Origin of the sequence: Mesorhizobium sp. C416B (genome assembly GCF_030323165.1) — a bacterium.
In the GTDB taxonomy this organism is placed as follows: domain Bacteria; phylum Pseudomonadota; class Alphaproteobacteria; order Rhizobiales; family Rhizobiaceae; genus Mesorhizobium.
In genome coordinates, this window is the sequence record NZ_CP100471.1 from 5,114,659 (window position 1) to 5,133,521 (window position 18,863).

An 18,863-nucleotide genomic window follows, 5' to 3' on the forward strand; every position below is an offset into this window, starting at 1 on the left:
TTTTGTCGCCACCTTTGGCGTTTGAGGCCGACTGCTTCGATCCGGCGTGCGCGGGAGCCGGCAGGGCCTGGCCAACATTGGTGGTCATTTCGGGGCTGCTCCAAGCATCTGGTCGATCAAATCGAGCTGGCGACGCGTCCTCGCCATGGCGGCGTCGGTGGGATCGGTAGGCTCTACTGCGGCGGGGGCCGGCACCGATGCCGGCACGACCGGAGCCGCATCGCTGGCCGAGGCGACTGCAGGCGTTTCCGCCGCCTTTGCCTCTGGCGTGCTCGGTGCCTGCGCGGCCGGCTCACTTGCCGCCTTCGGTTGGTCGGTTGCGGGCTGTTCACTCGACGTTGTGGCGGCTGGCTGTTCCGGCATCGCGCCTTCGACCGGCGGCAGCTCTGGCTCGTCGGGTCTTTCCACTGCCGCGGTCTTGACCGGCTCCTGCCTGGCCGCGGCAGGTGCGGGCTTTTCGGCAGGCAGCGGCGCCGGCGGGGCGATGACTTCACCCGCCACGGCCTGCGCGGCATCGAGCAGGTCGCGGTCGCTTTGCGAAAGCTGGTTGCGATCGATCTTGTCCAGCTTGGCGCGGACCTCGCCGATGGTGCCGGACGTTACCGTGGACAGGCTGGAATAGAGCTGGGCGCGCGGATCGTCCTGATTGTGGATGCCGTCGCGGCCCCGTTCAGCCCTGGCCGAGGCAAAGGCGGAGAGATCGGCAAAACCGTCGATCGCGGCGCGGCGGGCGATGCGCAGATAGATCACCTTCTCGCGCTCGGGATCCATCATTGCGGTGATGTCGGCGAGCTTGTCCTGGCTGATTGCCATGTGCAGCGTGATGACGCCGGAGACGAATGCGTCGGCGAACTGGCTGGCATAGGGCGAATAGAGGTAGTCTTCGACATATTGGGTTGAGGCAAGCGCGAAACGCGCACCGTCGCCTTGCGCGGCGGCGATGCCGACCGAGCGGCGCAGCGCTGCTTCCTCGACCAGCGTGCCGGGGCTGAGCAGGCGAGCATCGTCGAGCAGCGCAAGCGCGCTGACCGGTTGCTCGGTGGAGAGAAGCGAGCCCTTGACCAGCGCCAGAAAGGCACCGACATCGGGGGGCAGGGTCATCGGATCGATCGGTTTCAGCGCCTCGATCGCAGCCGCCTGCCGGCCGTTCAGATAATCGACAATGCCCTTGGCGATGGTCAGGCTTTGCGGGTCGGTCTTGGCGCGCGACACCGCCGCCTCGACGGTGACGGGGTTGCCGCCACTCATGCCATAGACCAGCAAGGCGCGAAAATTCTTCGGGTCGCTGAAATCATCTGCGTCGGCCGCGCGCAGCCTTGTGTCGGCCATTTCGAGCAGCTTGGCCTGCATCGGCAGCGCGGCGTGATCGCCGGCGGCTATGCGGTCCTGCACAAGCTGCAGCGAGCGCACCAGCTGATAGGGCTGCAATGCGTCCTCGGCAAAAGCTGCCGGCGAATGGACAGCGCTCAGCAGCAGCAGGCCGACGGCGCGGCCGATGATGGCGGAGCGCCTCATCCGTCGGTCGCCATCAGAATCTCGATGCGGCGGTTGGCGGCCGCCATCGGGTCGGCTGCAATTTTCGGCTCGCGATCGGCGAAGCCGGCGACCTCGGTGATGCGGCGCTCGTCGACGCCGCCGCGCACCAGCATGTAGTAGGCGGAATGGGCGCGCGCCGTGGACAGCCGCCAATTGTCGTAAGTGTCGCTGCGGAACGGCCGCGCGTCGGTGTGGCCGTTGATGCTGATCGTGCCTTTCTGCTCGTTGACGATGCGGCCGATCTTTTCCATCGCCAGCACCAGTTCACGCCTAGGCACCGCCGATCCGATCTCGAACATGCCGAAATCGAACTGGTCCGTGATCGAAATGACGACACCCTTGTCGGTGGCTTCGACGGAGACACCATTATGCAATTTGTCGCCTGGCTTGAAGGCCTCGGCCAGTTCCTGCTTGACCTGCGCCGCGGCTCTAACAGTGGCGGCCGTCGGCGCCTTTTCCGCGGCTTCGGGTTTGGGTGCGGGTTGTGCTTCGGCGGCTTCGGCCTTTGCAATTTCGGCCTTCGCTGCTTCAGCCTTGGCCTCTGCTTTGGCTTCAGCCTTGGTCAGCGGCTTATCGGAAACGGATTTCGCCAGCGGCTCGAGCGGCGCCGCGGCCACTGGCGGCGCGGCCGGCACGGCCTTCACCTCCGCCACTTGCGTCTGTGCCGCCTTGTCACCCGGCTTCAGGGGATCGCCTTCGATCTTGGTGCGTTCGGCGGTGGCTTCGGCGCCTGGTGCAGCCACCTGCTGCGACCAGAAATCCGGCGCGAACGGGTCGCGGTAGGATTGGCCACCGGATGCGCCGGTAGCCGGGCCGGACGCCTGCGCGCCGCCATCGCCCTTCTCGCTGACATTTTGCATGACGCCGGTGTCGGTGGCGATTTCCGACAGCACCGCATAGGGATCGGCAAACAGATGCTCGTCGGAAAGATCGGTCTTCGGCGCCGATTCCTTCGATTGCTTCTTGTCCGAGGTGCCGGCGCCGCCGACGCCGTCCTGTCCGGCCTTGCTGGTCTTGTCCCGCGGGTCGTCCGCCGTCAGCCCGACCTTGCTCGGGCCATCGCCGAGGTCTTCGAGGCCCTTGCGGCTGGCGTTGCGATCGACCAGCTTGACCGGATTGAAGTAGCTGGCGACGGCTGCCTTGGTCTGCTCGTTGGCGGCGTTGATCAGCCACATGACGAGGAAGAAGCACATCATGGCAGTCATGAAATCGGCAAAGGCGATCTTCCAGACGCCGCCATGGTGAGCGTCGTCGTGGTCGTCGTGGTTGCGCCGCACGATGATGATCTCATGCCTGGCGTCTGCGGCCTCGACAACGCTCATGACGTCCACTCGTTCGTAAGAGGGCCCTCGCTCATGACAGGGCCTCCGACAAGGCGGCCGACCATTCGGCAATGCGGGTTTCGAACACCGCCTCGTCAATGGCGACGGTAAGGTCGAAGCCGGGCGCCTCGACGAAATCGAGATTGGCCGCGCGTGGGCCGAGCGAAGCCTTCAGCGTCTCGAACAATGACAGCGGTCCGCGCACGGCGATGCGCACCGCCTCGCTGTCGCCGACGGCTTCGCGGATCGTGCCGGCAAGGGCTTCCAGCGAACGCTTCTGCAGATCGTCGCTGACAAGGCCGCCAATGATGCGCGCAATGGTGGCGCCGACGAGGTCGCTGACCTTGGCCTCCATGATCTCGATACGGGCAGTGACGACCGCGCCGAGATCGCCGCCGAAACTTTCCAGAAAGGCCTTTGCTTCATCGGCGTTGGCCTGTCTCTGCGCCTCGAGCGCTGCCTGGTGGGCGATGGCAAGGCGGGCTTCAAGGGCGGCTTCGGCATCGATGACCGCTTCGGCGATCAGCGCGCCGATGTCGGCCTGCGGCGCCGACGTCTCCGGCCTTGGCTCGGCCATGGCCGCGAGCGAGGGCTGGCCGGCACGCTGGCTGCGTGCGCCGAAATCCGGCAAAAGGTCGAAAAGCGCTGCCGAGGCCATGGTCTATACCGCTGCTTCCTGGGCCGCCCATTTGCGCAGGATCTGCGCGGTGCGCTCCTCATTGATGTCGACCATGCGGGCAAGCCGCTCCTGTGGCGCCGGCCTGATCTTCTGGCGAAGATCATCGAGTGGAGTCGGGCCGGGGCGGCTGCCGGGCAAGGCAGCCGGCGCCTGTTCGGCGCTGGCGGCTTCGGGTGTCGGCAGTGAACGCTGGACGTCGTCGAAGCTCGGACCGGCAAGTGCCGGCGTCGGCCGCGCGCTCAGCGCGGTGGCCATCGGCCTCAGGCCGAAGAAGGCGACCAGGAACACCACGACGATGAAAGCGCCGGCGTTGATCATCGTACCGGCATGGGTTCCGATCGACGCCATTATGCCCGGCTGTTCGACCGCCTCGCCGTCGAGCCCGTCGATGAACTCGACGGCCGAGACATCGATGATGTCTCCACGCTTGTCGTCGAAGCCAGTGGCCGAAGCCACCATCTTCTGGATGTCGGCAACGCGCTTGGCGATCTGCTCGGGCGTTGCGTCCTTGCCGAGGATGGTCATCAGCCGCTGCTGATTGACGACGACGGCGATCGACATCTTGGTGACGGAATAGCCGTTCGAGACTGTGGCGATCTTCTTGGAGTTGATCTCGTAATTGGTGATCTCCTCCTTGCGGTCGTTCGCCGATGACGTCTGCGGACCATCGGTGCTGGTCGCCTGGGTCTCGGGCAGGTTCTGCTCGACGGTGGCCGGGGTCGAGGCCTGCCTCTGGTTGCTGTTCTCGTTGGCGCGCACCGACTGCACGGAACGCTCCACGCGCGACTCCGGATCGAAGATCGTCTCTTCGGTCTGGCGGGTGTCGGTATTGACGTCGGCTTTGACGCTGGCGCGGAAATTGTCGGGGCCGAGATAAGGCGTCAGCGCGCGGCGGATGTTGTCGCCGATCTGCGCCTCGACGGTCTGCTCGACGCCGAGCGTGCGGGCAGCACTTGTGTTGGAGGGATCGTCGCCGGCGGCGAGAAGATTGCCGTTGGAATCGAGCACGGTAACCTTGTCGGCCGACAGGCCCGGCACGGCGGCGGCGACGAGATGGCGGATCGACATGGCGCTCTTTTCAGCATCGATGCCGGAGTAGCGGATGACCACCGAGGCGGAGGGCTGCTGTTCGTCGCGGCGGAAATTGGCGCGCTCGGACATGACGATGTGAACGCGGGCCGCCTTGATGCCGGATATCGACTGGATGGTGCGGGCGATCTCGCCTTCCAGGGCGCGCACGCGGGTGATCTGCTGCATGAAGGAGGTCAGCCCGAGCGAGCCGACATTGTCGAACAGTTCGTAGCCGGCATTGGCGCTGGTCGGCAGGCCCTTTTCGGCGAGCAGCATGCGCGCCTGCGCGGTGGTGCCGGCCGGCACCAGCACGGAGGTGCCGTCGGAGCCGACGTCGAAGCCGATGCCGGCCTCGCCGAGCACCAGGCCGATCTGGTTCACGTCGGAGCGATCGAGCCCGACATAGAGCGTCTCATAGGCAGGGCGGTTGAGATAGACCGAGCCGATGCCGATGACGGCCATCACCAATGCGGCAATGCCGGCCAGCATGGCAAGGCGCCTGACGCCAAATGCCCTGAGATTCGAGATGATGCTCTGGATCTGTTGCGGCACGATTCAAGCGCTCCCAGCATGATATTCCGTGGGAACACTAGACCGCGAAGCTTGTGCGAAGATGATAGAGCATGTCGCCCGGAAGTGCAGCGGTTCCGGGTCAACGACATGCGTCAAAACACAGCCACAAAGCGAAAGGGCCGCGCTGTCGGCGCGGCCCTTCAATTCAAGAAGGAGAAAGCCGGGTCAGGCTTACTGCTTGAACAGCGCCAGGATCGACTGCGAGTTGCCGTTGGCGATCGACAGCGACTGGATGCCGAGCTGCTGCTGGACCTGTAGGGCCTGCAGCCGCGTCGATTCCTTGTTCATGTCGGCGTCGACCAGCGCGCCGACGCCCTTGTCGATCGAGTCCGACAGGTTCGACAGGAAGCTCTTCTGGGTATCGATGCGCGACTTGGCGGCGCCGAGATAGGCAGCGCCCGTGGACAGCTTGGCAAGCGCCGTTTCAACGGCGCCAAGTGCGGTGTCGATGGCTGCCGGAAGGACCTGGGTTGTGCTGGGATCGAAGAAGGTCGTCGCCAGCAGAGCGCCGACGATGCCGCCGGTGCCGGGAAGATCGAGGACCTGCGTGTCGGCCGCCTTGACGTCGATGGTGTCGATGGCGACGGTCGTGCCGGTGCGGTTATAGGACGCGACGATCTTCAGGTCGGAGGTCGCAGCAGCGTCGTTCTGCAGCAGGTTCGAGCCGGCATAGGAGGCGTTGGTGACCGACGACTTGATCTGGTCCTGGATGGCCTTGATTTCGGTCGCGATCTTCTGCTGGTCGTCCTTGCTGGCGCTGCGTGCAGTGACCAGCTTGGCCTTGATCAGGTCGACCTGGTCCTTGATGTCGGTGATGGCGGTGTAGGCGGTATCGACCTTGCCGGCGCCGAGGCCAAGCGCGTCCTGAACGGCCGAAAGCGCCTTGTTGTCGGACTTCATCGTGGTGGCGATCGACCAGTAGGCGGCGTTGTCGCTGGCGGTGGCAACGCGGTAGCCGGTCGAAATGCGTGACTGGGTGGTTTCAAGCTGCTTGTTGGTGTTGTTCAGGCTCTGCAGCGCGGTCAGAGCCGAAGCGTTCGTCATGATGCTAGCCAAGATATTTACCCCTTTTCAAACACTGGCGTGTCCCGAACACGCCGGATCAACTTCATCAAGGGGGTAGGCATAAGCCCATCGACCGTATGGTCTGCCCGCCATGGAATGGTTAACCATGACTACCGGGATATGGTTAACGGCCTGTTAAACCAAGCCATTCAGGGCGCTGGCCAAGAGCAAAAATCGGCAGCCATTTAGCAAGAAAATCAACAGCCGCAAAAAGAAATCGGGCCGCGCTGTTGGCGCGGCCCGACGGATGGTGTCAGTCGTAATGTCGAGAGATCAGCCGCGGAAGAGCGACAGGATCGACTGCGAGTTGCCGTTGGCGATCGACAGCGCCTGGATGCCGAGCTGCTGCTGGACCTGGAGGGCCTGCAGACGGGTCGATTCCTTGTTCATGTCGGCGTCGACCAGAGCGCCGACGCCCTTGTCGATCGAGTCCGACAGGTTCGACAGGAAGCTCTTCTGGGTGTCAATGCGCGACTTGGCAGCGCCGAGCGAGGCAGCGCCGGTGGACAGCTTGGCAAGCGCGGTTTCAACAGTGCCGAGCGCGGTGTCGATGGCGGCGGGGGTAACCGCCGTGGTGCTCGGGTCGAAGAAGGCAGCGGCGAGCAGGCCGCCGACGATGCCGCCCGTGCCGGCGACATCGAGAACCTGCGTATCGGCAGCCTTGACGTCGATGGTGTCGATGGTGACGGTCGCGCCGGTACGGTTGTAAGCCGCAACGATCTTCAGGTCGGACGCAGCGGCAGCGTCGTTCTGCAGCAGGTTCGAGCCGGCGAAGTTGGCGTTGGCGACCGAGGACTTGATCTGCGCCTGGATGGCGTTGATTTCGGTCGCGATCTTCTGCTGGTCTTCCTTCGAGGCGCTGCGGGCAGTGACCAGCTTGGTCTTGATCAGGTCGACCTGGTCCTTGACGTCGTTGATGGCGGTGTAGGCGGTGTCAACCTTGCCGGCGCCGAGGCCGAGGGCGTCCTGCACGGCAGAGTTGGCCTTGTTGTCGGACTTCATCGAGGTCGCGATCGACCAGTAAGCGGCGTTGTCGGAAGCGGTGGCAACGCGGTAGCCGGTCGAGATGCGGGCCTGCGTCTGCTCGAGGGATTTGTTGGTGTTGTTCAGGCTCTGCAGCGCGGTCAGCGCCGAGGCGTTCGTCATGATACTGGACATGGCTACTCGTACCTTGATTTTTACAGGGTGTTTTTGACATACCGGCTTTTCCGGTATGACGGAGCGGCATCATGCCAATGATCGTGAGACCCGATCACCCGCCATCTGCGAGCAATATGCGGGCAAGTCCCTACCAAAGGGCTAAACGGGACGGTTAACCGGAAATATATTGCTTAAAACTTTAGCAAGGCGCCAACGGCGCGCGGACGGTCAGGTGAAGGAGCGCACCAGGCTGCCGACAAGCAGGTTCCAGCCGTCGATGAGGACGAAGAACAGGATCTTGAAGGGCAGCGAAACGACGGTCGGCGGCAGCATCATCATGCCCATGGCCATGGTGATGGTGGCGACGATCAGGTCGATGACGAGGAACGGCAGCACGATCAGGAAGCCGATCTCGAAGCCGCGGCGGATTTCGGAGATCATGAAGGCCGGCACCAGGATGCGCAGGTCGACGGTGTCCCTGGCAACCACCTGGCCGCGCTCGCGGGCGAGGTCGGCGAACAGGTCGAAGTCCTTGTCGCGGACATTGTGCAGCATGAAGGTGCGGAACGGGTCCGAAATCTTTTCGAACGCCTCGGTCTGGCTGATCTGGTTGTCCATCAGCGGCTTGACGCCGGTGTTCCAGGCCTGATCGAAGGTCGGCGCCATGACGTAGAAGGTCATGAACAGCGACAGCGAGATCAGGATCAGATTGGCCGGCGTCGACTGCAGGCCGATGCCGGCGCGCAGGATCGAGAAGGCGATGACGAAGCGGGTGAAGCTCGTCACCATGATCAACAGGCCCGGCGCCACCGACAGCACGGTGAGCAGACCGAACATCTGGATGATATAGCCGACGGTGGCGCCGTCGGCCTTGCCGATGCCGCCGAGATCGAGCTGCTGGGCGGCGGCGACAGAGGTGGCGGCGACGACGATCGCGGCGGCGAGGACGAGTTTTCTCATTCGAGCAGCAATGTCCTGATCAGAACCTGTTTGGCATGGCCACCGCTGCGGATTGCGGCGCGCTCCTCGAGGTCGGCTTTCAAATGCTGGTAGCCGCTGGCGCCTTCGATCTGATGCATCTTCAGGGTGCGGACCATGGCAAGCAGGTCCTGGTGAATGCTTTCGGTAAGTTCCGGCGGCTGCGGCGCATCGTAGACCACCGACGCTTCCAGCCTTATCCAGGTGTCGGCAGGCGAAGCCAGATTGGTGGTGATCGGCGCCAGCTGGACAAGCGTCGGCCCGGTGCCGGGCGCATGTTCGGCCGCCTTGCTCGGTTGCTCGGCGTTGGACTGGTTCTCGGGCGCGGCGGGCACCGGCACCGGTCCCCCGACGCCCTTCAGATAGCCGCCGGACATCCAGCCCATGCCGATCGCGGCGCCCGTCATCGCCAGCAGCATCGCAAGCTGGATGACAAGCGACGGGCCCTTTTTTTGCTGAACCTGTTCGACATTTGCCACGGCGCCGTTCTCCAGTCCTAAAAGGGGAGGACTTGGTCGAGGATCTGCTGACCGTAAGCGGGCTGCTGGATTTCGCTGACGCGGCCGCGGCCGCCATAGGAGATGCGCGCCTCGGCGATGCGTTCATAAGAGATGGTGTTTTCAGCGCCGATATCGGATGGACGCACCATGCCGGCGATGGTCAGCACCCTGAGCTCGTAATTGACGCGCACCTCCTGTGAGCCCCGGATCATCAGATTGCCGTTGGGCAGGACTTCGGTGACGACGGCGGCGACGTTGAGCTCGAGGTTCTCCGAGCGCTTGATTTCGCCGTCCGCATTGGTTTCGGTGGTGGAGCTCAGCCCCGCGTCGCCCTTGCCGCTGGTGGTGGCACCTTCCCATCCGAGGTTGACGTCATAGCCGAGCTTGCGCCCGGCGGTGCGGCTGCGGTCGTTCTGGTTCTTGAAGTTGGCCTTGTCGTTGAGCTTGATCCTGACGGTGAGGATGTCGCCATCGCGCAGCGCGCGTGGGTCGGTGAACAACCGGCTCTGGCGATCATCCCACAGCGAGAATTTCTTCACTGGCGCGGGTGGCGTTTCGGGATAGGAGTAGGGCGCATTGACGCTGCCGGTAATGCCGGCGCCAACCGGCGACAGCGCCGGCTCCCTGCCGATCTCCCTGGGGTCGGAGGCGCAGCCGGCAAGTGAAGCGGTGGCGACCAGGGCGAGTATATGCGACTTCATGACGGGTCTACCCTTCGCGCCGCGCTGGCCATAATGCCGGTGAGCGTGGCTGCCGCCTTCTGGTCCATTTCGTTGAGAATGACGCCGGCCTTGCGCGAATCGAGTTTCATCAGGATGGCGGCGGCGAGATCGGTGTTGACCATGGCCAGGCGCTCGGCCGCGGCATCCGGTTTCATGCCGGCATAGATCTTGACGACGCCATCCTCGGCGCGGGCCAGGAAAACTTCACGCCGCTTCAGCCATTGCTCGTATTCGGCGCGCTTGTCGTCCAGCGCCTTCATGCGCTGGTCGATGCCAGCCTGCAACTGCTTCAACTCGTCGGCCTGCAGCGCGTAACGGCGGTCGCGGGCGGCGTCGGCGATGTTGGAGCAGAAGCGCTGGATCTCGCTTTCATCGGGCACCTTCTCGCGGACCAGCTGCTGCACTGCCGCCGGCTGTTGCCCGCCAGGAAGAACCTGCCGCACCGCTTCTTCCGCGCGAACAGTGCCGCCGGCAAGGACGGTGGCGGCGATGACGCAAGCCGCCAAGGCTGCGCTTCGGCGGTGCTGCTTTTGGGAAAAGAAATCGATCATCGGTATGGCCTATTGGAGAACCAGATCGGCCTGCAAAGCGCCGGCCGACTTGATGCCTTGCAAAATGGCAATGATGCCGTCCGGCTTGACGCCGAGACGGTTGAGGCCCGACACCAGCGTTTCGAGGTTCGGTCCGTCGAGCACATTGACGCGGGCGTCAGGCCGCGTGGCATCGATGGTGGTGAAGGGTTCCTCCGCTGTCACGCCCTTGGAGAACGGTTCCGGCTGGACGATCTTCGGCTGTTCGGTGATGCGCACGGTGAGCGTGCCGTGGCTGATCGCCACCCGCGAGATCTTGACCTCGTTGCCGATGACGATGGTGCCGGTGCGTTCGTCGATGACGACGCGTGCCGGCGTGTCGGTCTCGACCACCAAATTCTCGATCTCGGCGTAGAAGCGCGCCGCCGAAATATTCTTCGGCCGCCTGATCTGCACGGTACGTGCATCGCGCTCCGCCGCCACGCGCATGCCGAAGCGTTGCGAGGTGTAGCCGTTGATGGCGTCGGCGATGCGAACGGCAGTGGAGAAATCGGGGTTGCGCAATTGCAAGGTGAGCAGCGCCTGGTCCTCGAATTCGGCGCGCACCGTGCGCTCGACGATGGCGCCGTTGGGCACGCGGCCGGCCGTCGGCACGCCCTGCGTCAGCTTTTCGGCATCGCCTTGGGCAGTGAAGCCGGAAACGATGACCGAGCCTTGCCCGACAGCATAGATCTCGCCATCGGCCGCCTTCAGTGGCGTCATTATCAGCGTGCCGCCGGCAAGCGATGTGGCGTCGCCCATGGAGGAGACGTCGATGTCGATGCGGGCGCCCGACTGCACGTAAGGCGGCATGTTGGCGGTGACGATGACGGCGGCGACGTTCTTGGCCCGCGCGCTGCCACCTTCGGTGGCGATGCCGAGATTTTCGAGCATGGCGCGGATCGACTGTTCGGTGAAGGGCGAATTGCGCAGGCTGTCGCCCGATCCGGCGAGGCCGATGACGAGGCCGTAGCCGACGAGCTGGTTGTCGCGCGAAGCCTGCAGCTGCGCAATGTCCTTGATGCGCGATGCGACCTGGCCGGGTGGCAGAGAGCTTGGGCCGTTGGAGACCCTGAACATGCGGTTGGTGGTGGCCGGATCATATTCGGGATCGACAAAGGCGCCGCCATTCTGGCCGGCAAGATCGCGCTTTTGCTTCGGCGTAAGACCGTCGGCCAGCGCCGGCTGCAGGCCGACAACGGTCGCGAGCAGAAGGGCAGCTCCGCGTCTCATGACGCGCTGACCCGGACGGTGCCGTCCGCCATCACCGTGCCGGAAAAGATCTTGCCGCTGTCTGTGTTGCGGACCTTGATCAAATCGCCGGCGGCACCCGGCTGCAGCGACACCGCCGTAGCCGAAATGGTGAGGTCGCCGGCGATGAAATAGACCTGCACGGCGGCGCCCTGTTCGACCAGCCAGGCGTCGCGGATGGCGGCGGCCGGGATGTAGCGGCCGGGCAGCAGCGTGCGCTTGGCGACCTTGCCCTGGAGTTCCATGGCCTGCGTGGCGACCGCATCCGGCCTGTGCTTTCCGGGGAGCAGCGTCACCGGTTTCAGCACGCCGGTGTCGATCATCTCGCCGGGATAAATGACCCGGTTGGGGATCAGAACGATCTCGCCGGTTGCCTGACTGCTCGCGACGTGGGTGCTGGTCTGCTGGTCTGCGCTCTCCTGGGCAAACGCCGGCACACCGCCGGCTACCAGCGCGAGCATCAGCGCGGTGCGGCAAAGCGCGGAGCGGGAGGCCGGAGAGAGCATCAAACCTTACCTGATGTTCTTGGACACGACGGAGGCCATGTCGTCGGCGGCCTGGATGACCTTGGAGTTCATCTCATAGGCGCGCTGCGCCGAGATCAGCTCGGTGATTTCCTTGACAGGATCGACGTTGGAGGCCTCGAGATAACCCTGCTCGACCGAGGCGAAGCCGGGATCGCCGGGCACGCCGACATTGGCCGGGCCCGAGGCCGGCGTTTCCTGGAACAGATTATCGCCGAGCGGCGCCAGGCCGGCTTCATTGGCGAAGTTGGCGAGTTGCAGCTGGCCGAGCAGCTGGAGGTCGGTCTGGCCGTCGATGCGGGCAAAGACCTGGCCGGTCTTGTTGACCACGACTTCGATGGCATCGGTCGGCACGGTGATGGCCGGGATGACATTGGCGCCGTCGACGGTCACCAGCTGGCCGGTGGCGTTGGTGTTGAAGGCGCCGGCGCGGCTGTAGAGTGTGCCGCCGTCGGCGCCCTCGATCTGGAACCAGCCTCGGCCGGTCAGCGCCATGTCGAAACTGTTGCCGGTCGAGGTCAGTTCGCCCTGGGTATGGACGTTGCGCACCGCCGTCGTCTTGACACCAAGGCCAATCGACACGCCTTCCGGCACCAGCGATGAATTGGAGCGGTTGGGCACGCCCTGCGTGCGGTCGACCTGGTAGAGCAGGTCGGAGAATTCGGCGCGCGCGCGCTTGTAGCCGGTGGTGTTGATGTTGGCGATGTTGTTGGCGATCACTTCCAGATTGGTCTGCTGGGCATTCATGCCGGTCGCTGCGATGGCGAGTGCTTTCACGGCAAGTCTCCTCAGATGCCCATACGGCTGATTTCGAGATAGGCGGAGACGACCTTGTCGCGGATGGCGATCGTGGTCTGCAGGGCCTGCTGGGCGCTCATGACGGCGTCGACGACCTGACGGGTATCGGCGTCGCCCTTGAGCGCCTGGATCGAGACCTGCTCGGCGTTGTGCAAGGTGTTGACGGTCTTTGAAGCAGCCTGGCTCAGCGCTTCGGCGAAGGTGGCGCCGATTTCGCTGCCGGCCATCGGCGCCCTGGTGCCCTGGAACAGGTCGGTCGTGGTATCGGCGCCACCGATCTCCGGCTTGAGGGGAAGCGATCCGATACCGCCAATGCCGCTGATCATTACTGGTTCCTCATCAGGTCGATGGTCATGGAGATCAGATCACGCGCCTGCTTGATGACCTGAAGGTTGGCTTCGTAGGAGCGGTTGGCCTCGCTCATGTCGGCCATCTCGACCAGCACGTTGACATTGGGCATCTTGACGTAGCCCTTGTCGTCGGCGGCCTCGTTGCCGGGCTGGAATTCGACGGGAAAGTCGCTGGGGTCGCGGTCGATGGAGTTGACCTCAACTGTCGTGCCACCGGAGGCACGGTCGAGTTCCGAGACGAAACTGATGGTCTTGCGGCGATAGGGGTCAGCGCCCGGGGTGTTGCCGGTCGACTGCGCGTTGGCGAGATTTTCCGAGACGACGCGCAAGCGGTCCGACTGGGCGCTGAGGCCGGACGCGGCGATCTTGAGGGCTGAGGTCAAGGCGTCCATGGTCAGCTCTTCACCGCCATCATCATCATCGAATGGAAGGCCTTGACGATCGCGGTGTTGAGTTCAAACGAGCGGCGGACCTCGCCGGCCTTCATCAGTTCGTTCTCGACCACGACCGTGTTCTTCGAGGGCATGATGGCGCCGGTCGTCTCTTCTGGCTTGACCGTGAAGCCGGCATTAGTGGCGGCAGTGCCGAGGTGGCCTGCCTGGGTGGCGGTCAGCGACACTGCCGTGCGGTCGAGCACCTTCTCAAACGGCTCGACATCGCCGGCGGTGTAGCCCGGCGTGTTGACGTTGGCGATGTTGCCGGCAATGGCCGACTGGCGCACCGACAGCCATTGCGACTGCTTGGCGGCGAGATCGAAAAGATTGACGGGCTCCATGGGGATCTCCGGGCTGGTACGTACAAGACTAGGCTGCCAGTCTTGCGCGGACCTTGCGCGGCTCGGGGGTAAATCCGGTGTGCCGCTATTTGGAGAGTTCGATCACCTGGTCGGTGCTGGTGACCATGACCCACTTGCCGCCCCGTTGCTCGATCGACGAGACGACGCTGGTATCGGGCAGCTTCGAGCCGCGCTGGACGATCCACAGGCCGGCATCGTCCTCGATCATGGCGCGGCCATTGGCGACATGAACCATGCGAAATTTGGCGTCCGCCGGGAAGGGCTGCTCGTCGACGCCGGGAGGCTGGGTCTTGTCCTCGGGGTCCTGCAGCGTGCCGGTGGCGAACAGGTCGACATCGGGAACATCGTTTGCCGTCAGCGGCTGACCGCTGTTCTCCATCTGCGAGCCGCCGCTGACCCGCCCTGCATTGGTGCCGCTGCCGCCGAACTTGATCGCCTGCACGCCGAACTGGTCCTGATTGAAGAAGATATACCAGGGAAACAGCGCGCAGATCAGGCCAAGCGTGATGCCGAGCGCGGCAAAGACGATATCGCTGCGGCGGTCGGATTTCTTGTCGAGCCTGGGATATTGCGGCCTTGGCGGCTGCGGCCATTCGGTGACCGGGAACAGCCCGTCGAGAAGCGAGTCACGACTGGTCTCGATCGCTTCTTTGGGGCCGGCGCGAGGGGTCCTTGGCAATTCAGGCTTGACGACGCTGGGCAAGGCAGGCTCGGCCAAGCGAGGCACAGTGGACTCGACTACGCTGGCTACCCTGGGCAAGAATGGCCTGGCGGCCCTGGCCAGAATGGCCTCAGCCTTGGCGGCCTTGTCGAGATCGGCCTTTGCCCTGACAGCTCTCGCTTCGTTGGCCCGGGCTTCCTCGGCGGCACTGGCCTCTGCGATCATCTCGCGCAAAAGCCGCTCGGTGTACTGAAGCTCAGTCTCCTGCATCGACACTTTGCTTGCCTTTCAGATGACGGGCGAGGTCGGAGAATGCGTCGCTCGAGGCGCGATCCCTGGGCGACTGCGTCAGCGCCTCGTAGATCAGCGGCACCTGGCGCACGGCAATATCGAGCTCGGCATCGGCGCCGCCCTGATAGGCGCCGAGCAGGCGGATGTCGCGCGTGTCCTCGAAGCGCGAGATCATCGACTTCAGCCTGGTCACCAGCATGCGTTGCTCGGGGCTCCATGCCTTGTCGGCGAGGCGCGAGATCGACGACAGCGGATTGACCGGGGGGTAGCGGCCCTGTTCGGCAATGGCGCGGTCGAGCACGACATGGCCGTCGAGAATGCCGCGTACCGAATCGGCGACCGGGTCGTTGTGGTCGTCGCCGTCGACCAGCACCGAGATGATGGCAGTGATTGATCCCTGTCCTTTGATACCGGGGCCTTCAGCGCCCGGGCCAGCGCGTTCGAGCAGCTTGGGCAGGTCGGTGAAAACCGAAGCGGGATAGCCGCGGGCGACCGGCGGCTCGCCGGTGCCGGTCGCTACCTCGCGCAGCGCATGGGCAAAGCGGGTAATCGAATCCAGCACCAGCAGCACGCGATGGCCCTGGTCGCGAAAATGTTCGGCAACGCGCATGGCGGTATCCGGCGCGCGCCGGCGCATCATGGCGCTCTCGTCGCTGGTAGCGACGACGGCGACCGTCTTGGCCATGCTCTCTGCGCCGATCGTGTCTTCGAGGAATTCGCGTACCTCGCGGCCGCGCTCGCCGATCAGCGCCACGACCACGGTGTCGAAGGCGTCGGCGCCGGCCAGCATGGCGAGCAGCGTCGACTTGCCGACGCCGGAACCGGCAAAGACGCCGAGGCGCTGGCCGAGGCAGAGCGGCGTGAAGATGTCGATGACCTTGACCCCGGTCGTGAAGGCGGTGCCGACGCGCTGCCGCGCCATGGCGCCGGGCGTTGTGCCGTCGCCGCTCGCAGCCTCGCCGATCCTGATCAGCGGCGGGCCGCCGTCGATGACGCGGGTCAGCGCGTCGATGGCGCGCCCACGCCACGAAGCATGCGGCGTTACCGTCAGCGGGCCGCGGCGAAACACGGCGTCGCCGATGCCGGCGTCGGCGCTGCGTTCGAAAGGGGCGATGACGACTTCGTCGCGGCCGATCCTGACGATCTCGCCGCGGCGCGTGCCGGCATTGCCGCGCTGTTCGACGAGGTCGCCAAGCCTGGCGACTTCAGACAGGCCGCGCACCTTGTAATGCGTTGGCGAAACCTCCGAAACACGGCCGCCGCGCCGCAGCAACGTCTCGGTGTCATCGAAGCGGCGCCAGATCCGCTCCAGCGCAGCCAGCCGGTTTTCCGGTGCTGTCTCCGGTTGCCGTTCAAGCGCGCGTATCGATGATTTGCTGCTCGACATGCTGCTACGACTTGGAGCCGAGCGTCTTGATGGCGTCGTCGGTCGAGGCATCGGTCTGGCGCATCAGCGCCGCCGTGTTCTCGAAGGCGCGCTGGACCATGATCAGGCGCGTCATCTCCAGCACCGGATTGACGTTGGATTCCTCGACATAGCCCTGCGCGACGCCGAGATCGGAACGGTCGGTGACCGGCTCCGGCGCACGCGCGGGCACGATGCCAGAATTGCCGTAGCGGACGAAATTCGGGCCGGGATCGAAATTGAACAGGCCGATGGCGCCGACGAGCTTGTCGCCCTGGCGCAGCGAGCCGTCGGCGCCCGCCTTGGGTGGGCCGTCGCGCGGGTCGAGCTGGATCGGCGCACCGCCGGCGTCGAGCACCGGATGGCCTTCGAGCGACATCAACTCGCCGTTCTCGTTCATCGAAAAGCGTCCGTCGCGCGTCATCACGGTGCCGGCCGGGGTGTCGATGCCGAACCAGGCATCGCCCTGGACGGCGAAGTCGAACGGGTTGCCGGTCTGCGTCATCGCGCCATGCGCGCCGGACAAATAGGTCTTGCCGGAGGAGGCGAAGGACACCGATTTGGGGCCGCTGCCGGAGACGACATCCTCGAACTTCACGCCGGTGGCGCGAAAGCCGATGGTCGAGGCGTTGGCGACATTATCGGCGATGGTGTCGAGACGGCGCTCAAGCGCGATCTGCGAGGAAAGGGCGACGTAAAGGCTGTCCTGCATGGTGTTCTCAGAATCTCAGTTTCTGCATGGCCATCATCAGATCGGTCGAGATGCCGACGGTGGTCGGCTGCGCAAACAGCACACTGATCGATGTCTGGGCGGTCGAGGTCGGATGATTGATTTCCCAAAGGCTGGTGAAGCGGGTGAGGAATTTCTCGAGCTTGGCCGGGTCGGTGAAATCGGTGAGGTCGAGCTTTGCGTCGAAGGCCTGCGCCTGCTTGTCGATATCTGCGGCAGCGAAGGAATCGGGCAGGCCGATGGCGGTGCGTACCACGCTGGCCAGGGCCGTGTCGGCCAGCACGTCGTACCAGTTGGTGATGGTCGAGGCCTTGCGCTCGAAATAGAGCGCCAACCGCACGCCCTCATTGGTCTTGCCGGCGTCTTCTTCCAGGGTCTGGCGCATGTATTTGTCGACCACCGGCTGCTGCGACGGGCTGCGGGTCGTTGCCGCTTCGCCGTAGGCCTCGAAATTCAACGAGGTGGCGAGCCTGGCATAGGCCTTGTTGGAGAGCTTGTTGGCGACACTGGCGGGATCGCGGACACCGCCCTCAAGGACATCACGGACGAGATCCTTGTTGGTGGTCGCCGGATCGAGCCCGCTTGCGGACAGAGCATAGTTATAAAGGCGGCTGTCGGCCATCAGGTCGTCGACCGATTTCACCTTGGTGATGTTGGCGAGGTAGTAGCTGGTCTCGGCCTGGACGGCGTCCGCATTCGGCTTGATGAGGCCAAGACTGGACTCGGTCGTGTAGAGCTTCGGCGTGGTCTTCAGCACCGCGTCGCGCGTGATCGTCTGATCGCCATACTGGGCAAAATCAAAGGCGCTGACGAAGTTGGCGTAGCTCTTGTCGGTCAACAGGTTGGCGGGACTCAACGGATCGGTGACGCCGCCATTGACCATGGTGCGGATCTGCTTCGTCGTCTGGGTCGATGCATCAAGCCCATAGGCAGCCATGGCGAAGGTCAGCAGGCGCTTGTCCTTCAGCAGGTCTTCGATGGACTTCACCTTGGAGATGTTGGCTGCGTAGTAGTCGGCCTCGCCCTTGATGTATTGCGCGGTCGGCTTGACGAGCAACAGTCCGGTTCCGCCGATCACAGCCTTCGGCACCGCCTGCTGGACGGCGTCGCGCGCCGTAGCCTGGTCGCCATATTGGGCAAAGTCGAAAGCCGCGACGAAAGCCGCATAGCCCTTGTTTGTCGACGTGTTTGCGGGGCTGTTCGGGTCGGTGACGCCGCCTTCCAGCATGGCCCGCACGGTCGCAGCCGGCTCGGCGTCGGCGTCCAGGCCGAACGCGGCCATCGCATAGGTGAGCAGGCGATCGTTGCCCATCAGGTCGTCGATCGATTTTACGTTGGAAATGTTGCTCAGGTAGTACGAGGTTTCGCCCTTGTAGTAGGTGAAGCCGTTCTGCGAAGGGCCGACCGAGACCTGGAGACCATAATTGTTGGTCACGCCCTGCTGTGCCGAATTGTAGCTCGTGGCATTAGCGCCAAGTGCGGCGAAATTGAAGGCCGACACGAACTCGGCATAACGCTTGTCGCTCAGTTTGTTGGCGAAGCTGTCGGAATCCGACACCCCTTCCTTCAGGGCTTTGACCATGAAGGCCTTGGCGTAAGCCATGTCGCCGAGACCGAAGGCTTTCATGGCATATTTGAACAGCCGGTCGTTCTTGACGAAATCGTCGATCGATTTCACGCTGCCGATGTTCGCGAGATAGTAGTCGGTGTCGCGCTTGGTGATCGGCTCCGCCTCGATGCGGTCGATCGCCTTGGGGATGTCCCTGGCGATGAGCTGGTAGCTGGTAAAAGTGCTCAACACGACATGCCTCCGGTCGCAGCTTCAAAAGCAAGACTATGCGGACTTGCTTGCGCGAGGCTGAATCGCCTCACCTTGCATGATTCAAGCCTCACACAAGGCAC

Annotated in this window: 20 protein-coding genes; all 20 read right to left on the reverse strand. The window is 64.2% G+C overall.

Annotated elements, in window-relative coordinates:
• Positions 1 to 84: 84 nt before the first annotated feature.
• Positions 85 to 1,515 carry a MotC family chemotaxis protein gene (locus NLY43_RS25005; protein WP_023710970.1) on the reverse strand — a complete coding sequence of 477 codons (1,431 nt, stop codon included), beginning with the start codon at positions 1,513 to 1,515 and terminating at the stop codon, positions 85 to 87.
• On the reverse strand, positions 1,512 to 2,858 hold the full coding sequence (locus NLY43_RS25010) for a MotB family protein (RefSeq protein WP_023686352.1): 1,347 nt from the start codon (positions 2,856 to 2,858) through the stop codon (positions 1,512 to 1,514). The genes NLY43_RS25005 and NLY43_RS25010 overlap by 4 nt, the downstream gene beginning before the upstream one ends.
• 31 nt (positions 2,859 to 2,889) lie before the next feature.
• Positions 2,890 to 3,516: a hypothetical protein gene (locus NLY43_RS25015; protein WP_023710971.1), complete on the reverse strand. Its 627-nt coding sequence runs from the start codon at positions 3,514 to 3,516 to the stop codon at positions 2,890 to 2,892.
• A 3-nt stretch (positions 3,517 to 3,519) separates the two neighbouring features.
• Positions 3,520 to 5,160 carry a flagellar basal-body MS-ring/collar protein FliF gene (gene fliF, locus NLY43_RS25020; RefSeq protein ID WP_023710972.1) on the reverse strand — a complete coding sequence of 547 codons (1,641 nt, stop codon included), beginning with the start codon at positions 5,158 to 5,160 and terminating at the stop codon, positions 3,520 to 3,522.
• Between the two features lie 192 nt (positions 5,161 to 5,352).
• The gene (locus NLY43_RS25025) at positions 5,353 to 6,237 is read right to left on the reverse strand and encodes a flagellin N-terminal helical domain-containing protein (RefSeq protein ID WP_023683302.1); all 885 of its coding nucleotides are present in this window, start codon (positions 6,235 to 6,237) and stop codon (positions 5,353 to 5,355) included.
• Between the two features lie 282 nt (positions 6,238 to 6,519).
• Complete coding sequence (locus tag NLY43_RS25030; RefSeq protein WP_023683303.1) at positions 6,520 to 7,404, reverse strand: flagellin N-terminal helical domain-containing protein; 885 nt, start codon at positions 7,402 to 7,404, stop codon at positions 6,520 to 6,522.
• Positions 7,405 to 7,614: 210 nt separating this feature from the next.
• A complete protein-coding gene (fliP, locus tag NLY43_RS25035) occupies positions 7,615 to 8,346 on the reverse strand; it encodes a flagellar type III secretion system pore protein FliP (protein WP_023710973.1) in 732 nt (243 codons plus the stop codon).
• Complete coding sequence (locus tag NLY43_RS25040) at positions 8,343 to 8,843, reverse strand: flagellar basal body-associated FliL family protein (RefSeq protein ID WP_023686347.1); 501 nt, start codon at positions 8,841 to 8,843, stop codon at positions 8,343 to 8,345. The genes fliP and NLY43_RS25040 overlap by 4 nt, the downstream gene beginning before the upstream one ends.
• Positions 8,844 to 8,860: 17 nt before the next feature.
• On the reverse strand, positions 8,861 to 9,565 hold the full coding sequence (gene flgH / locus NLY43_RS25045; RefSeq protein WP_023686346.1) for a flagellar basal body L-ring protein FlgH: 705 nt from the start codon (positions 9,563 to 9,565) through the stop codon (positions 8,861 to 8,863).
• Positions 9,562 to 10,137, reverse strand: coding sequence for a MotE family protein (locus NLY43_RS25050; protein ID WP_023710974.1), 576 nt, complete (start codon positions 10,135 to 10,137; stop codon positions 9,562 to 9,564). The genes flgH and NLY43_RS25050 overlap by 4 nt, the downstream gene beginning before the upstream one ends.
• Before the next feature lie 9 nt (positions 10,138 to 10,146).
• Positions 10,147 to 11,388, reverse strand: coding sequence for a flagellar basal body P-ring protein FlgI (locus NLY43_RS25055; protein WP_023710975.1), 1,242 nt, complete (start codon positions 11,386 to 11,388; stop codon positions 10,147 to 10,149).
• Positions 11,385 to 11,912 carry a flagellar basal body P-ring formation chaperone FlgA gene (flgA, locus tag NLY43_RS25060; RefSeq protein ID WP_023686344.1) on the reverse strand — a complete coding sequence of 176 codons (528 nt, stop codon included), beginning with the start codon at positions 11,910 to 11,912 and terminating at the stop codon, positions 11,385 to 11,387. Before flgA ends, NLY43_RS25055 begins: the two co-directional genes overlap by 4 nt.
• A 6-nt stretch (positions 11,913 to 11,918) precedes the next feature.
• Positions 11,919 to 12,707: a flagellar basal-body rod protein FlgG gene (gene flgG / locus NLY43_RS25065; RefSeq protein ID WP_023686343.1), complete on the reverse strand. Its 789-nt coding sequence runs from the start codon at positions 12,705 to 12,707 to the stop codon at positions 11,919 to 11,921.
• A gap of 11 nt (positions 12,708 to 12,718) precedes the next feature.
• Positions 12,719 to 13,054: a flagellar hook-basal body complex protein FliE gene (gene fliE / locus NLY43_RS25070; RefSeq protein WP_023686342.1), complete on the reverse strand. Its 336-nt coding sequence runs from the start codon at positions 13,052 to 13,054 to the stop codon at positions 12,719 to 12,721.
• Entirely contained in the window at positions 13,054 to 13,470 is a 417-nt protein-coding gene (gene flgC / locus NLY43_RS25075; RefSeq protein WP_023686341.1) for a flagellar basal body rod protein FlgC, read from the reverse strand. Before flgC ends, fliE begins: the two co-directional genes overlap by 1 nt.
• 2 nt (positions 13,471 to 13,472) lie before the next feature.
• Entirely contained in the window at positions 13,473 to 13,853 is a 381-nt protein-coding gene (flgB, locus tag NLY43_RS25080) for a flagellar basal body rod protein FlgB (protein WP_023683310.1), read from the reverse strand.
• An 85-nt stretch (positions 13,854 to 13,938) separates the two neighbouring features.
• Complete coding sequence (locus NLY43_RS25085) at positions 13,939 to 14,805, reverse strand: hypothetical protein (protein WP_023673646.1); 867 nt, start codon at positions 14,803 to 14,805, stop codon at positions 13,939 to 13,941.
• On the reverse strand, positions 14,792 to 16,213 hold the full coding sequence (gene fliI / locus NLY43_RS25090) for a flagellar protein export ATPase FliI (protein ID WP_023710976.1): 1,422 nt from the start codon (positions 16,211 to 16,213) through the stop codon (positions 14,792 to 14,794). The genes NLY43_RS25085 and fliI overlap by 14 nt, the downstream gene beginning before the upstream one ends.
• 4 nt (positions 16,214 to 16,217) lie before the next feature.
• Positions 16,218 to 16,943: a flagellar basal-body rod protein FlgF gene (gene flgF / locus NLY43_RS25095; RefSeq protein ID WP_023671749.1), complete on the reverse strand. Its 726-nt coding sequence runs from the start codon at positions 16,941 to 16,943 to the stop codon at positions 16,218 to 16,220.
• A 7-nt stretch (positions 16,944 to 16,950) separates the two neighbouring features.
• Entirely contained in the window at positions 16,951 to 18,762 is a 1,812-nt protein-coding gene (locus NLY43_RS25100; RefSeq protein ID WP_023710977.1) for a DUF1217 domain-containing protein, read from the reverse strand.
• Positions 18,763 to 18,863 lie beyond the last annotated feature (101 nt).

Coding starts and splice junctions, on each gene's coding strand:
- NLY43_RS25005 (WP_023710970.1), bottom strand. CDS start 1,515: ATGAGGCGCTCCGCCATCATCGGCCGCGCCGTCGGCCTGCTGCTGCTG.
- NLY43_RS25010 (WP_023686352.1), bottom strand. CDS start 2,858: ATGAGCGTTGTCGAGGCCGCAGACGCCAGGCATGAGATCATCATCGTG.
- NLY43_RS25015 (WP_023710971.1), bottom strand. CDS start 3,516: ATGGCCTCGGCAGCGCTTTTCGACCTTTTGCCGGATTTCGGCGCACGC.
- NLY43_RS25030 (WP_023683303.1), bottom strand. CDS start 7,404: ATGTCCAGTATCATGACGAACGCCTCGGCGCTGACCGCGCTGCAGAGC.
- fliP (WP_023710973.1), bottom strand. CDS start 8,346: ATGAGAAAACTCGTCCTCGCCGCCGCGATCGTCGTCGCCGCCACCTCT.
- flgH (WP_023686346.1), bottom strand. CDS start 9,565: ATGAAGTCGCATATACTCGCCCTGGTCGCCACCGCTTCACTTGCCGGC.
- NLY43_RS25050 (WP_023710974.1), bottom strand. CDS start 10,137: ATGATCGATTTCTTTTCCCAAAAGCAGCACCGCCGAAGCGCAGCCTTG.
- NLY43_RS25055 (WP_023710975.1), bottom strand. CDS start 11,388: ATGAGACGCGGAGCTGCCCTTCTGCTCGCGACCGTTGTCGGCCTGCAG.
- flgA (WP_023686344.1), bottom strand. CDS start 11,912: ATGCTCTCTCCGGCCTCCCGCTCCGCGCTTTGCCGCACCGCGCTGATG.
- fliE (WP_023686342.1), bottom strand. CDS start 13,054: ATGATCAGCGGCATTGGCGGTATCGGATCGCTTCCCCTCAAGCCGGAG.
- flgC (WP_023686341.1), bottom strand. CDS start 13,470: ATGGACGCCTTGACCTCAGCCCTCAAGATCGCCGCGTCCGGCCTCAGC.
- flgB (WP_023683310.1), bottom strand. CDS start 13,853: ATGGAGCCCGTCAATCTTTTCGATCTCGCCGCCAAGCAGTCGCAATGG.
- NLY43_RS25085 (WP_023673646.1), bottom strand. CDS start 14,805: ATGCAGGAGACTGAGCTTCAGTACACCGAGCGGCTTTTGCGCGAGATG.
- fliI (WP_023710976.1), bottom strand. CDS start 16,213: ATGTCGAGCAGCAAATCATCGATACGCGCGCTTGAACGGCAACCGGAG.
- flgF (WP_023671749.1), bottom strand. CDS start 16,943: ATGCAGGACAGCCTTTACGTCGCCCTTTCCTCGCAGATCGCGCTTGAG.